The following is a 16,211-nucleotide window of genomic DNA, read 5'->3' as shown; positions in this document are numbered from 1 at the left end:
TCACTCCTTAATTATTACAAATTTCTTAATTATATATATTTTTTAATTTAAACTATCTATCATTTTATTAATTGCATTAATAAATGCATTAATACTAGCTTCCATAACATCGCCTGATAATGAACTTCCAACAAAAATTTTATTATTTTCTTCTATCTTAACTATAACTTCTCCTAAAGAGTCATCACCATCTGTAATAGATTTTATAGAATAATCTTTTAATCTAACCTTTTTACCTATAGTTCTTTCAATAGCTTTAAAAGCTGAAGAAACTGGACCATCACCAACAGCACTTTCTATTAATATTTTATTATTTTTTTCTATTTCCACTGTAGTTGTACAAATCATTTTATTTCCACTATAAACTTGATAAGAAATCAATTTATAAGTTTCTTTTAAATCAGTTGTATTACTATTAACTATAGCTTCAATTTCCTTATAACTAATATTTTTCTTTTTATCTGTCATTTTTTTAAATTTTAAAAAAGCTTCTTCTAATTCTTCTGCTGAAAGCGTAATGCCATTATTTCTTAAATAATTATCAAAAGCATGTCTACCAGAATGCTTACCTAAAACTAAGTTATTATTATTTATTTTTCCAATAGATTCAGGTGTTACTATTTCATATGTGGATTTTTCTTTTAACACACCATCTTGATGAATTCCTGATTCATGAACAAAAGCATTTTCTCCTACTATAGCTTTATTAGGTTGTACTTGTATTCCTGTTATACTAGAAATAGCTTTGGAAATACCCCATATTCCCTTTGTATTTACAGCTGTATAAATATTTAAATCTTTTTTTCTAGTTTCTATTGCCATTACTACTTCTTCTAAAGCGGTATTACCTGCTCTTTCACCTAATCCATTAATAGCACACTCTATTTGAGAAGCTCCTGATAAAATTCCTTCTATAGAATTTGCTGTTGCCATACCTAAATCATTATGACAATGCACTGAAACATCAACATTTTCAATACCTTTTGTATTACTAATTATTTCTTTTATAAAATCCCCATAAAATTTAGGTATAGCATAACCAACAGTATCTGGAATATTTATTACCGTAGCACCAGCCTTTATAACCTCTTCAAATATCTTAATTAAAAATTTTATATTACTTCTATAAGCATCTTCTGCTGAAAATTCAACATCATTACAAAATTTCTTACTATATTTAACTGCTTCTATTGCATTTTCTATTACTTGATCTTCACTCATATTTAATTTATATTTCATATGAATAGGAGAAGTGGCTATAAATGTATGAATTCTTCCACTATTTGAATTTTTTATAGACTCATAGGCTAAATCTATATCTTTTTTTACTGCTCTACACAAAGCTGCTATGGTAGACTCTTTTATTTCTTGTGATATTTTAAGTACAGATTCAAAATCACCTTTTGATGCCATAGGAAAACCTGCTTCTATGACATCTACTTTTAATCCTTCTAATTTTTTAGCTATTATTAATTTTTCTTTAATATTTAAATTTACTCCAGGTGATTGTTCTCCATCTCTTAAGGTTGTATCAAAAATCTTTATTCTTCTACTCATACAACTCCTCCTTAATATCATATAAAATAATATCATCTAAAGAGTTTCCTGGTGCTACCATAGGAAATACTTTAATATTTTCATGTATGCAAAAATCTATTAAGGTACTTTCATTAGAATATAAAGCTTCTTTCAGTATGTCTTCAAAATCTTCTCTTCCATTAATTCTATAAGCTTTTATACCAAAAGCTTCTGCTAATTTAACAAAGTCTGTATTTCTATTTAAAGTAGTTTGTGAATATCGTTCATTATAAAAAAGAGTTTGCCATTGCCTAACCATTCCTAAAGCATTGTTATTTATAACTATTATTTTTATAGGTAATTTATTACTTGCTATAGTAGCCATTTCATTACAATTCATACCAAAACTTCCATCTCCGGTTATTAAAATAACTCTTTTGTTTTTATTAGCTAACTGTGCTCCTATAGCGGCACCCACTCCAAATCCCATAGTTCCAAGTCCACCTGAAGTTATAAAACTTCTAGGGTATTTAAACTTATAATGTAAAGCTGTCCACATTTGATGTTGCCCTACATCCGTTACCAAAATACATTCACCCTTCGTTAATTTATTTAAGTAATTAAATAGTCCTTCCATTTCTAATTGTTCTTTATTAGTTTTATTATTTATTTGCTTTAATTCATATATTTTTCTTATCCATTGCTGATTTTTTTTGTCATCTAACAAAGGCATTAATTTATTTAAAATTACTTTAATATCACCAATTATATATTCATCTGATTTTAAATTTTTATTAATTTCTGCTGGATCTACATCTAAATGAATTATTTTAGCATTTTCAATATGTTTCCTATTACTTATAACTCTGTCACTAAATCTTGCACCAATACAAATTATTAAATCACTTTTTGTTGCTAAAATATTTGAAGCTTTTGTTCCATGCATTCCTATCATTCCGGTAAAAAATTTATTTTCCCATGAACAAGCTGTAATGCCCATTAAAGAAGCTGCTGTAGGAGCACCTATCTTTTCTGATAATTTTTCAAGTTCATTAGATGCTCCCGCTGATATTACTCCACCACCAACATAAATAAATGGTCTTTCACTGGTATTTATTAATTTAGCAACTTTGTCCAAAGAATTTTCTGTTATATATTTAAACTTTCTTTTTACAATTTTAGGGGAAATCCTCTTATATTCACACTTTGACATTGTTACATCCTTAGGTATATCTATGAGCACAGGTCCTGGTCTGCCACTTTGAGCTATATAAAATGCTTCTATAATTGTATGTTGTAATTTTTCTATATTGTCAACAATATAATTATGCTTTGTAATTGGCATAGTTATTCCAGCAATATCAACTTCTTGAAAACTATCTTTTCCTAATAATTCTCTTGGAACATTACCTGTTATAGCAATTAAAGGTATAGAATCCATATAGGCTGTAGCTATTCCTGTGACTAAATTTGTTGCTCCTGGTCCTGATGTGGCTAAACATACTCCAACCTTTCCAGTAGATCTAGCATATCCATCAGCCGCATGAGCAGCTCCTTGCTCATGGGCTGTTAAAACATGATGAATCTTATCTTTGTATTTATATAAAACATCATAAATATTTAAAACAGCTCCTCCTGGATAACCAAATATAGTATCTACATTATGCTCTAACAAAGATTCAATTAAAATTTCTGAACCATTTAAGATCATATTCTCACCCCTCTTTATTTATTATTTCACTATTGCTAATGCACACCCTTTCACATCTATTTTTTTAAAGCATCTTATAAGACAGCTCCTTCAGCCGCTGAAGATACTAATTTAGAATATCTATAAAGATAACCATCTTTAACCTTTGGCACAAAAGGTTTTAATGCTATTTTCCTATTCTTTAACTCTTCCTCACATACCTTTAATTCTAATATACCATTTGGAATGTCTATGAAAATTTTATCGCCCTCTTCAACTAAAGCTATTACTCCACCATCCGCCGCCTCTGGTGAAATATGACCAATAGCAGCCCCTCTAGTAGCTCCTGAAAATCTTCCATCAGTTATTAATGCAACCTGACTATCTAATCCCATTCCAGCAATAGCTGAAGTTGGAGTTAACATTTCTGGCATACCTGGACCACCTTTTGGACCTTCATATCTTATAACCACTACATCACCAGAATTTATTTTTCCTGCTAAAATAGCTTTTATAGATTCTTCTTCAGAATTAAATACTCTTGCATATCCTTCATATACCATCATCTCTTTAAGAACTGCTGATTTTTTAACTACTGCTCCATCTTTTGCTAAATTACCTCTCAATATAGCAATTCCTCCAGTATTGCTATATGGTTCTCTTACACTTTTAATAATATTATTATCTTTAACTTTTACATTTTCTAAATTAACTTTCTGTATTTCTCCAGTACAAGTTATACAATCTAAATTTAATACATTTATTTTAGAAAGCTCTTTCATAACACCTTGAACACCACCAGCTTTATATAAATCTTCAATATGATTAATTCCAACGGGTGCTAATTTACATATATTTGGAGTATTCATACTTATTTCATTTATTATATCTAAATCCAAATTAAATTTTGCTTCTTTGGCAATAGCTGTTAAATGTAATACACTATTGCTTGAACAACCTAAAGCCATATCAACAGCTAATGCATTTTTTATACTTTCTTCATTTATAATATCTCTAGATTTTATATCTTTTTTTATTAAATTCATTACTGATATTCCTGCTTTTTTAGCTAATAATATTCTTTCTGAATAAACCGCTGGAATAGTTCCATTTCCCGGTAAAGCTATTCCTAAACTTTCACATAAACAATTCATAGAATTAGCCGTAAACATCCCTGAGCAAGAACCACAAGTTGGACAAGCTTTATTCTCAAGCTCTATTAATTCATCTATAGTAATTTTTCCTGACTCAAAAGCTCCAACGCCTTCAAACACTGTAGATAAACTACATTTTTTCCCTTTAAATTCTCCAGCTAACATAGGTCCACCCGAAACTACAACCGTTGGTATATTCACTCTCAATGCTCCCATTAAAACTCCAGGGACAATCTTATCACAATTAGGAATTAAAACTAATCCATCTAATGCATGTGCTTTTGCCATACACTCTACTGAATCAGCAATTATTTCTCTACTTGCTAAAGAATATCTCATTCCTTCATGTCCCATAGCAATACCGTCACATACTCCTATAACTGGGAAAACTAATGGGGTACCTCCCCCTATTAATATTCCTTTCTTTACACCTTCAACAATTTTATCTAAATTTATATGACCTGGAATAATATCATTTTGAGATGTTACTACTCCAATTAAAGGTCTATTTATTTCTTCTTCACTTAAACCAGTAGCCTTTAATAAAGACCTATGAGGTGCTTTTGTAACTCCTTTTTTTATTACATCACTTTTCAACTTAATCACCATCTTTCATAAAAGCATCTATAACTAAATTAGTTATTTCATCAGTGCCAACCCAAATCATATTTTCACTCATAATATCAGCAGTCCTATAATTTTTTTCTAAAACTTTAATCACAGACTTTTCCAAAGTATTAGATTCTTCTATTAAATTAAAACTATATCTTAACATCATAGCCACTGAAAGTATTGTTGCTAAAGGATTACAAATTCCTTTTCCAACTAAATCAGGGGCACTTCCATGTATAGGTTCATATAATCCAAAATTTCCTTTTCCTAAAGATGCTGATGGTAGCATACCTATAGAGCCTGTAATCATTGATGCTTCATCAGATAATATATCTCCAAACATATTGCTAGTTAAAATAACATCAAATTCATTAGGATTTCTAATAAGTTGCATAGCTGCATTATCAATATACATATGATTTAACTCTACACCTTTATAATCTTTAGCTACATCTTCAACTGTTTTTCTCCACAACCTTGAACTCTCTAAAATATTTGCTTTATCAATACTTGTTACTTTATTTCTTCTTTTTTTTGCAAGTTCAAAAGCTTTTATTGCAATTCTTCTTATTTCACTAGTAGAATATTTTTCTGTATCCCAAGCATACTCTTCTAAGCCTTCACAAAAACTATTTCTATCTCCAAAGTAAATACCTCCTGTTAGCTCTCTAACTACACAAATATCTATTCCATTTTCTATAATATTTTCTTTTAATGGTGATGATTTTATAAGCGGTTTATAAACTACTGCTGGTCTTAAATTACAATAGAGATTTAATCCACTTCTCAACCCTAACAAAGCTTGCTCTGGTCTTACATTAGCAGATGTATTATCCCATTTTGGTCCACCTACTGCTCCCAAAAGGACACTATCTGAATTTTTACATAAAGATAAAGTTTCATTTGGTAATGCTACTCCAAACTTATCTATGGCACACCCTCCAGCTAATGCATAATCATATCTAAATAAATGTCCATATTTTTCACCAATCTTATCTAATATCTTTAATGCAGAATCTACTACTTCTGGTCCTATTCCATCACCTTTAATAACACCTATTTTAAAATTCAAAAAAATCTCCCCTTTATATAAAACATTAAATTATTTAAACTCTTGTTTTATTTTTTTAATCAATCCACCTGAATTTATAATTTCTTGCATAAAACTCGGAAAAGCGTCTCCTTTAAACTCTTTATTTTTAGTAATGTTTTTTATTATTCCTGTTAAAAAATCTACTAAAACTTCATCACCTTCATCTATTTCTTGTACAGCTTCATCACACTCTATTATTGGTAATCCTATATTTATAGCATTTCTATAAAATATTCTTGCAAATGAACTACTTATAACACAGCTTATACCACTTGCTTTTATAGCAATAGGTGCATGTTCCCTTGAAGAACCACATCCAAAATTTTTTTTTGCTACAATAATATCTCCCTCTTGTACATTTTTAGAAAAGTTAAGATCTATATCCTCCATACAATGCATTGCTAATTCTTTTTCATCTGATGTATTTAAATATCTAGCTGGAATAATTACATCAGTATCCACATTATCTCCATATTTAAAAACTTTTCCACATACCTTCATACAAAAATTCCTCCTATAACACATTCTCTGGAGCACATATAACTCCTTTTATTGCAGATGCTGCTGCAATTGCTGGACTAGCTAAATAAACCTCCGATTGCACATGTCCCATTCTCCCAACAAAATTTCTATTTGTAGTAGATAACGCTCTTTCTTTTTTAGCTAATATACCCATATGTCCACCTAAACAAGGTCCACATGTTGGTGTAGAAACTATAGCTCCAGCTTTTATGAAAACTTTTATTAACCCTTCTTCCATAGCTTGCAAATATACTTTTTGACTTCCTGGAATTATTATAGTTCTAACTCCCTTTTTAACCTTTTTTCCTCTTAATATAGATGCCGCTACCCTTAAATCTTCAATTCTTCCATTTGTACATGAACCTATTACAACCTGATCAAGAGGTATTTCATCAACTTCATCTATAGTTTTTGTATTTTCTGGCAAATTAGGGAAAGCTATTGTTGGTCTTATCTCACTTAAATCAATTTCATAGGTACTTTCATAAATAGCATCTTCATCAGCTTCATAAATTTTATATTCCCGCTCTGAATGTTCTTTCATATATTCAATAGTTTTTTCATCTACTGGAAAAATACCATTTTTAGCCCCTGCTTCAATTGCCATATTAGTTATAGTAAATCTTGAATCCATAGATAAATATTTTATACCTTCTCCTATAAATTCTATTGATTTGTATAAAGCTCCATCCACACCTATCATACCTATAATATGAAGAATTATATCTTTTCCACTAACCCACTTTTTAGGTGCATTTTTTAATATAAATCTTATTGCACCTGGAACTTTAAACCAACACTTTCCAGTTGCCATACCAGCTGCCATATCTGTAGAACCTATTCCAGTAGAAAATGCTCCTAAAGCACCATAAGTACAAGTATGTGAATCTGCACCAATAACTACATCTCCTGAAACAACTAATCCTTTTTCCGGTATGATAACATGTTCTATTCCCATTTCTCCTATATCAAAAAAGTTTTTTATTTCTTTTCTTTTAACAAACTCTCTTATTTCTTTACATTGTTCAGCAGATTTTATATCTTTATTAGGTGTAAAATGATCTGGAACTATAGCTATTTTATTTTTATTAAAAACACCTATATCTCCTAATTTATTAAACTCCTTTATAGCAACAGGTGTGGTTATATCATTCCCTAATACTAAATCTAAATTTACCTCTATTAACTGTCCTTCTTTAACAGTTTTTAAAGATGCATGCTGTGCCAATATTTTTTGTGTCATGGTCATTCCCATTTTAATAACCCCCTTTTATATTTATAAAAAAAACATTTTTATATTTTTTTCTATATCTTTTATTAATTTATATTCTATTGAATCTACTAAAGCTATCCAACTTGCCCCAATAACATCTTGTGAAACACCTATAGTGCTCCAAGTTTCTATACCATCCGTAGATTCTATTAATACTCTTACTTTAGAGTCTGTTCCACTATTTGTATCTAATACCCTTACTTTATAATCAATTAATCTAACTTGTTTAAGTTTAGGATAAAATACCTCTAAAGCCTTTCTTAGGGATTTATCCAAAGCATGTATAGGTCCATCACCCTCCGCTGCTGTAACTTCACTTTTTCCATCTACTTCAATATTTATTATTGCTGTTGAACTAAAATTACCTGTATGTGATGGTTGTTCTCCTATTACTTTAAAACTATTCAATGTAAAAAATGCTTTATATTTACCTATTACTTTTCTGATAACTAATTCAATAGAACCTTCTGCTCCTTCAAACTGGTATCCTTCATGTTCTAACTCTTTTAACCTTTTAGTTATTATCTTAACTTCATTTGAATCCTTAGATAGTTTAGGAAATATTTTTTGAACTTCTTTTACTATATTAGATTTGCCACTTACTTCTGAAATTAAAAATCTTCTTGAATTTCCAACTAAATTAGGTGAAATATGTTCATAAGCATTTGAATTTTTTAATACTGCATCTATATGCATTCCTCCTTTATGTGCAAAAGCAGAGCTGCCAACATAAGGAAAATCATCTCTTAATTTCAAATTAGATATTTCACTTATATGTCTAGAAACAACTGTTAAATTTTTCATTATATTATCATCTAAAATATTTAGCCCTAATTTAAATTTAAGAATTGGAAGAATGGTACTTAAATTAGCATTACCACATCTTTCTCCTACCCCTAAAAAAGTTCCTTGAATATGATTTACACCAGCATTTATAGCACTTATACTATTAGCAACAGCTACTCCCATATCATTATGACAATGGATTCCTAACTGAATATTAATATATTTTTTTACATCTTTTACAATTTCAAAGATTTCGTTAGGTAACATTCCTCCATTAGTATCGCAGAGAACTATAGCTTTAGCACCTGCATTTTGAGCTATTAATATACTCTTCAATGCATAGTCCTTATCTTCTATATACCCATTAAAAAAATGTTCTCCATCAAAAATAACTTCTAACCCTTTACTAATTAGGTATTCTATGCTCTCTTTTATCATATTTAAATTTTCTTCTAATGTAGTTTTTAAAATTTGCTCTACTTGAAATCTACTACTCTTACCAAATAAGGTGACAATTTGAGTATTAGCTTTTATCAAATTTTTTAAATTAATATCCTCTTCTACTTTTGTAGCTACCTTCCTTGTACTACCGAAAGCCACTAATTTAGAATTTTTCAAATTTAATTCTTTAGCCATATTAAAAAATTCAACATCTTTAGGATTTGATGAAGGATTTCCAGCTTCTATATAATCAATATTTAATGAATCTAAAATTTTACAAATTTTTATTTTATCATGAACTGAAAAACTTATTCCTTGTGCTTGTGCTCCATCTCTTAAAGTAGAATCAAAAATATATATTTTTTGTTCATTATTCATAATTCTGCTCCTTCCTTACAAATTAATAAACTTAAATTTTTAATATTCTACTCCAAAAAACTCATCATAACTATTAATATCTATATCTCCTCTTTCTAATGCAATTATTCCAGTTCTAGCTATTTCTTTTATTCCAAATTCATTAACTAAACTTATAAGAGCATTTACCTTACTTTCATCTCCCGTTAATTCAATGGTCATAGTTTCTTTTGAAATATCCACTACTTTACATCTAAATATATTTACAATTTCATTTATTGAAGCTCTTTGTTCAGAATTTGCATTAACCTTAACAAGAACTAATTCTCTATAAACAGATTCATTAGCTTTAGTTTTTATTATTTTAATAACATCCTCTAATTTATTTAATTGTTTAATAAATTGTTCTAAAACTTCATCATTTCCCATAAGTGCTATTGTCATTCTAGATATTGACTGATTTTGGGTTCTTCCTGCTGTAATACTATCAATATTAAATCCTCTTCTAGAAAATAATCCAGATATCCTACTTAAAACTCCTGATGAGTTTTTTACTAATACTGATAAAAAATGCTTATCCATAATTATCCTCCATTCATTATATAAATGCTTAAAGAAATATTTATATAATTTAACCATATTTTACTTAAAATGTAAATATGACTTTATAATTTTTATTTCTTAATTAATAAAAATCAATTAATAATATTTATAAAATTTTTTTAATTTTTAATTTTTACTGTACTTTTATTAACTTTATGTTAATTACATTTTAATGTTATATTTTCATTTTTTATCATTAAACAAAAAATTTTGAAATCAATACTTTACATATTATAGTTTATTTTTAAATATACTAATAATCATAAAATTATTTTATATCTATAAGGAGATAAAAATGAAGATTGGATATGCTTGTACTCCTATTACAACCACTTTAAGAACTACAAGAAAATTAACATTAAACAATTATAATGAGAATATACTAAAGGATTTAATTAAACTTAATTTAAAAGATTTAAAAGCTATTTTAGAATTTAATAAAGAAAAAGAAATTTATTTATTTAGAATAAGTTCAGATATTATTCCTTTAGGCTCACACCCAATTAATAAATTTGATTGGTACAACTATTTTAAAGAAGATTTATTAAATATAGGAAACTTTATTAAAATAAATAATATGCGTGTTTCTATGCATCCAGGACAATACACAGTTTTAAATTCACCCATTGATGAAGTTGTAAATAAATCGCTAAAGGATATAGAATATCATTGTACATTTTTAGATAGCTTAAATTTAGATTTCTCTCATAAAATTATAATTCATATAGGAGGGGTTTATAATAATAAGAAACTATCAATGGAAAGATTTATTAATAATTTTAAAAAATTATCAACTAATGCCCAAAAAAGATTAATTATAGAAAATGATGAAAGAAATTTTTCAATAGATGATGTTTTACATATATCTTCAATTATCAACATTCCTGTAGTGTTTGATAATCTTCATAATGAATGTCATATAAACAAAAATTATAATATAAAAAAAATTTTTTCCCAAGTGAAAAAGACTTGGAAAAAAGAAGATGGAATTATGAAAATACATTATAGTCAACAAAATCCTATAAAAAAAATAGGTTCTCATTCTATAACTATAAATATAAATAAATTCTTAAATTACTTAAAAGAAATACAAAATTTTAATGTTGATATAATGTTAGAAGTTAAAGATAAGGAAGTATCCTCTATAAAGTGTATAAACACTATAAAAGAAAAAATATATAAAATTGAAAAAAACAATATTCTAAAAGAAGAATTTGATAAATATAAGCTATTAATAACAGAGCATGATTATAATTTTTTCTTTAAAAATTCATCTGAATTTTTGTCAATTATAGATTTATATAACTTTATAGATTCTTTTGAAAATAAATTAATATCTCTAGAAAATTATTTATTTGCTTTAAATAAAGCTTATAAAACTATATACCCTAATATGAGTAAAAGAGAAATTTTACATTTTAAAAAATTACTTAATACTGAAGACTTTTCACACTTTAATAAAGCAAAAATATATTTAAAAAAATTATCTGTAAAATATAATTTAATAGAATTAATATCTTCTTATTATTTTTCACAAATGTAAATTCAATACGAAAAATCTCCTCTTCAATTTGTAACATTTTCACGTATTTTGAAATATATTGACATTAGCATAAATTTAAGGAGGATGAAAAAATGAATATATTTTCTATTTTTTTATTCGTTTTTTCAGCAAGTATAGATATATTTATAGTAGCACTTGCATATGGAGTTAAAAATATAAAAATAAATTTTTCAAGTAATTTAGTAATAGCTACAATCTCTGCACTTGGAACTTTTATATCTATGAAAATAGGCTTACTTTTAATATCTTTTATTTCAATTAAATATGCTAATTTTTTAGGTTCTTTAATTTTATTTTTGATAGGAATATATTTTTTAATAGATTATTTTAAAGAAAAACATATTAATTTACCACAAAACTGTTCTAATACATCTCCAATATGTATATTAGAAAAACCTGAAATAGCCGATATAGATAAATCTGGAAATATCGAATTGAAAGAATCTTTTTTACTTTCAATTGCCTTATCTTTAAATAATTTTGGTCTTGGAATTGGTGCTAGCATTGTTGGATTAGACATATTATTCACCACATTAATAACATTCTTTTTTTCTATAATAATTTTACCTATTGGATTTTATTTTTCTAAAAAACTATCTTCAAAATTAATTGGTAATAAAGGTTCTTTAATCTCTGCTTTAATTATAATTTTTCTTGCTCTAATAAGTGTTTTTTAAATATTATTTTTAAAAAAGCTATGAACTTAAATTCATAGCTTTTTTAGCATTTAATTATACTATTCTTGGATTAATATCTTTATTATAATCAACTTCATCTACGCCAAATCCAAATAGTTTAAAGAATTCTTCTCTTATAAGATTAATATAGGATAAATCATTTATATTATCTGTATTTATTTTTTCCCAAATATGAACTATTTCATTTTGCAGTTCTTCATCCATTTCATAATCATCTAATTTTAATCTCTCTTCACTATCTTTAACTAAATTTTTATTACCATAAACTCCATTAAACAATCTATATATCTGTTCAATACAGCCTTCATGAGTTCCTCTTTCTATCATAAGCTTATAAAGAATAGCAACATATAATGGTACTATTGGAATAGCTGAACTAGCTTGAGTTACTAATGCTTTATTTACAGATATTATTCCCTGTCCTTTTATATTTTTTAAATACTCTGTTATTTCTTTTGCTGTCTTTTCTAAATGCTCTTTAGCTTTACCTATGGTTCCCTCTCTATAAATGGGATAAGTAACTTCTGGTCCAATATAAGAATATGCAATAGTTTTGACTCCTTCTGATAACACTTTTGCTTCTTTTAATGCTTTTATCCAAAGCATCCAATCTTCTCCCCCCATAACTCCTACAGTTCCTTTGATTTCTTCTTCAGTTGCCGCTGGTATAGTTATGTTGCTTATCTCTCCAGTATGAAAATTAACAGTTTTATTACTAAAAGGTTCGCCTATAGTTTTTAAACAAGAACTTAAAGTTTCTTTCGTTAATGGATTTGTTCTTTTTGGTGCTGCCAAAGAATATATAACTAAATCAACTTTTCCCATATATTCTTTAATTTTTTCAATTGCTTCTTCTTTTATTTCTAATGAAAATGCATCACCATTAATTGAAAGCACCTGTGATTTTTTTTCTGCTAATAAACTTTTCAAAGCTTCTATATTATACCATCCTGATGAAGCAGTTCTTTTTTCTGTTCCCTCTCTTTCAAAGCTAACTGCTAAAACATTAGCGTCACATGCTACAGCTGAAACTATAGATGAAGCTAATCCATACCCAGTAGATGCTCCTAAAACTAACACATTTTTTATTCCTTTTATTTTTTCATTACTTTCAACATAATTTATTTGATTTTCAACATTTTTTTTACAACCTTCTGGATGTGATGTTGTACATATAAATCCTCTAAATTTAGGCTTTATTATCATAATATTCTCTCCTTTATTTCCATTCAAAAGAATTTATTTTGATAATCAAATTATCCTTTTTAAAATATAACATATTATATTTTATTTGTCATTAGTTTTAGATTGCTTATATTAAATCTTTGCTTAATCATTATGAGAGTTAGATACCATTCTAACTACATCCACAATGGTTATAGGTAAATCTATTTTTTTAGGATAAGCTAAATATCTACTACTCCAATTTGGTGAAAACTTTTCTTTATATTTTCTAAGACCACTAAATTTATAGAATCTTCCACCATATTTATAAATATTTTTAGCTATTTTTTCAGAGGTTCTAGAAAATTCATTTACTCCCACATTAGAAAGTGGAGCTACTCCTAAACTAAATTTTTTATAACCATTTTCCTTTGCCCATGTTATTATTCCTAAAAATAATCCATCCATAGCTCCATTAGGAGGTTTAGGAATTATTCTCATTAAATCTATAGTTAGTCCTTCATTATCATACATAGGAGCTAAAGTAGCAAATCCTACAATTTCTTCTTCTTTTTTTATAATTGCTATAGGTGCTCTATTTAAATATTGTTTATCAAACCATCCAATAGAAAATCCTTTTTCCTTCCTATCTCCAAGCCATTGTTTTGATATTTCTTCAAGTCTATTTAATAAATCATCATGAAAAGGTGGATTTAAAATTTCAAAATTTAATGCACCTTTTTTCATCTTATTATTTATAGTTCTTAAATCTTGCTTTGCTTTTCCATTAAGATTAAAAGTTTCCAAATTTATAACTGCTTCTTCACCTAATTTTAAAAATGTATATCCATTTTCATGATAAAGAGGTAAAAATTCCTCTTCTACTTCATAGAAAATAGGAATCATATTGTATTTATCTAAATATTTTCTAAAATCACTTATTGCTTTTCCTATTAATTTTTCATTCCCTATAGGATCTCCTAAAATTATAGCCTTATCTCTAGCTACTTTAAATGGAATTAAAACTTCATCATTTTGGCTATAAAATAAAATTTTATCTTTTAAAAATAACAAATGTGATTTACTATTGCCATCATATTTTATTAAAAAATTCTCTAACTTAGATATATCATCTTCCGTTGGACTTTTAAAAATAGGTCTCTTAACAATTAACATTCTTAAAATTAAACCACTTAAACTCATTATTATCAAAAAATAAAACACACTTTTAGGAGTATACATTATTGAATGTAATTGTTTTATATGTGTTCTTAAAAAATAATTATTTATTAAACTGTTATAAATTATGCCATATATAAACGTTGTACTTATTATTGCTATTATTAACACAAAAATATTTTTTATTTTTAAAGGTGAACTTTCTCTATAAAATCTATCTTTAGATAAGTAAAGCAATATAGCCACTATAATTAACCATAATGCTGATTGAATATTTACACCTTTTATTAAGCTTAATAAAGCACCTAAAATAAGAAATACTAAAGTTATATAATATGATAACTTTATTTTTTTTAAAATACCTCTTGAAAGCATAATTAAAATTACACCAATACCCATAATGGATAATTGAGAAAATTGTAGCATAGGCATATGTAAAAAATCACTTAAAATTTTATGCTTATAAACTATAACAGGCAGACAAGCTGATAATATTAATAAAATACCACTTAAAAGCACAACAGCAGCTAAAGCTTTTACTCCTAAATCATTTGTTAAAGTTAATTGCTCTACATTTAATTTACTTTTAAATTTTTTACTTATAAACTCTTCAATTAATATAAATAAAGATAATACACAAGGCACTACAAAATAAAAAATTCTATATATCAAAATTGCTAATAATACCATAGTAATATCCCCAGTTATTAAATTAAATGCATATAAACATACTAATTCAAATACACCTAATCCTCCTGGAATAAAAGAACAAGTTCCTATGGCTGTAGCCAATGTAAATATAGCTAAACATTGACTAATACTTACACCTTCTACAAAATACATAACAAGCATTGCAAAAAATATACCTGCAATCAACCAATCTACCATTGCTACTAAAATCATATGTATTTTTATTCTTATAGGTAATTTTAAAGCTAAATTATCCATTAATTTATTTCCTAAAAAAGGTATTTTATTTATGAATTTGTTAGAAAACAAATAAATTGGAATATATAAAGCTAATAAAATTGAAAAAATTAAACAAAAAGTATTAGATATTGAAAGTAAAAATTTAATATTTAACCACACTAATGCTGATAATCCTGATAATGCAGACATCCAAATTATTATACTCATACTAACAGCCTTTTCTAATTTTACTCCATTACTTTTATAAAAAGCTGTTCTTAATGCACTTCCAGAAACTCCACCAAATCCAATAAAATTATTTATTGTATTTGCAATCCATGATATTTTAAAAATTTGACTTTTACCTATTCCTGTAATATTTAAATCTTTACAAAGAGTAAAATCATAAAGAGTAGTAATTGATACAGCAAAAAGACCAGCTATGGACATTATTAATATAACAGAATTTGACTCTTCTCTAAATACTCTCATTAATTCAAGTATATTTATATTATCTATTTGCTCTTCTAATATATATATCATTAATAAAAATAACATTAATGTACCAATAGTTCTTAGTACTCCATTTTTTTCAGCATTAAAAAATTTATTCTCCTTTTTCAAACATTTCTCCCTCCAAAGTTAAAT

11 protein-coding genes and 1 pseudogene are annotated in these 16,211 nt (G+C 26.8%); 2 read left to right on the top strand and 10 right to left on the bottom strand.

The annotated features are described in order from the left end of the window. Positions 1 to 42: 42 nt before the first annotated feature. The 8 genes from GBZ86_RS00875 to ilvN form a co-directional block, all read right to left on the bottom strand. The gene (locus GBZ86_RS00875) at positions 43 to 1,557 is read right to left on the bottom strand and encodes a 2-isopropylmalate synthase (protein WP_152886848.1); all 1,515 of its coding nucleotides are present in this window, start codon (positions 1,555 to 1,557) and stop codon (positions 43 to 45) included. Continuing rightward, positions 1,550 to 3,229, bottom strand: coding sequence for a biosynthetic-type acetolactate synthase large subunit (ilvB, locus tag GBZ86_RS00870; protein ID WP_152886846.1), 1,680 nt, complete (start codon positions 3,227 to 3,229; stop codon positions 1,550 to 1,552). The genes GBZ86_RS00875 and ilvB overlap by 8 nt, the downstream gene beginning before the upstream one ends. A 74-nt stretch (positions 3,230 to 3,303) precedes the next feature. Beyond that, entirely contained in the window at positions 3,304 to 4,959 is a 1,656-nt protein-coding gene (gene ilvD / locus GBZ86_RS00865) for a dihydroxy-acid dehydratase (protein WP_152886844.1), read from the bottom strand. Between the two features lies 1 nt (position 4,960). After that, entirely contained in the window at positions 4,961 to 6,046 is a 1,086-nt protein-coding gene (gene leuB, locus GBZ86_RS00860) for a 3-isopropylmalate dehydrogenase (RefSeq protein WP_152886842.1), read from the bottom strand. 30 nt (positions 6,047 to 6,076) lie between these two features. After that, positions 6,077 to 6,568: a 3-isopropylmalate dehydratase small subunit gene (gene leuD / locus GBZ86_RS00855; protein WP_152886840.1), complete on the bottom strand. Its 492-nt coding sequence runs from the start codon at positions 6,566 to 6,568 to the stop codon at positions 6,077 to 6,079. Positions 6,569 to 6,581: 13 nt separating this feature from the next. After that, positions 6,582 to 7,850, bottom strand: a complete 1,269-nt coding sequence (gene leuC, locus GBZ86_RS00850) for a 3-isopropylmalate dehydratase large subunit (protein WP_327443461.1) — start codon at positions 7,848 to 7,850, stop codon at positions 6,582 to 6,584. Between the two features lie 15 nt (positions 7,851 to 7,865). Further along, positions 7,866 to 9,467: a citramalate synthase gene (gene cimA, locus GBZ86_RS00845; protein WP_152886837.1), complete on the bottom strand. Its 1,602-nt coding sequence runs from the start codon at positions 9,465 to 9,467 to the stop codon at positions 7,866 to 7,868. A gap of 39 nt (positions 9,468 to 9,506) precedes the next feature. Beyond that, positions 9,507 to 10,028, bottom strand: a complete 522-nt coding sequence (gene ilvN / locus GBZ86_RS00840) for an acetolactate synthase small subunit (RefSeq protein WP_152886835.1) — start codon at positions 10,026 to 10,028, stop codon at positions 9,507 to 9,509. 316 nt (positions 10,029 to 10,344) lie between these two features. Between ilvN and uvsE the strand changes: the two genes are divergently transcribed. Beyond that, the gene (uvsE, locus tag GBZ86_RS00835; protein ID WP_152886833.1) at positions 10,345 to 11,592 is read left to right on the top strand and encodes a UV DNA damage repair endonuclease UvsE; all 1,248 of its coding nucleotides are present in this window, start codon (positions 10,345 to 10,347) and stop codon (positions 11,590 to 11,592) included. Positions 11,593 to 11,681: 89 nt separating this feature from the next. Further along, positions 11,682 to 12,290 (top strand): annotated as a pseudogene (gene ytaF, locus GBZ86_RS00830) (sporulation membrane protein YtaF); the annotation flags it as partial. 54 nt (positions 12,291 to 12,344) lie between these two features. Here ytaF and fabV read toward each other — a convergent pair. Further along, positions 12,345 to 13,517 (bottom strand): enoyl-ACP reductase FabV, encoded by a 1,173-nt coding sequence (gene fabV / locus GBZ86_RS00825; RefSeq protein ID WP_152886829.1) that lies wholly within the window; start codon positions 13,515 to 13,517, stop codon positions 12,345 to 12,347. Positions 13,518 to 13,640: 123 nt separating this feature from the next. Beyond that, positions 13,641 to 16,187, bottom strand: a complete 2,547-nt coding sequence (gene mprF, locus GBZ86_RS00820) for a bifunctional lysylphosphatidylglycerol flippase/synthetase MprF (RefSeq protein ID WP_152886827.1) — start codon at positions 16,185 to 16,187, stop codon at positions 13,641 to 13,643. Positions 16,188 to 16,211: the final 24 nt, after the last annotated feature.

The sequence above is a fragment of the Clostridium tarantellae genome (assembly GCF_009295725.1).
Lineage (GTDB): Bacteria > Bacillota > Clostridia > Clostridiales > Clostridiaceae > Sarcina > Sarcina tarantellae.
Note: the sequence above shows the minus strand (reverse complement) of the source record. Positions and strands in the feature narration are given on the sequence as shown.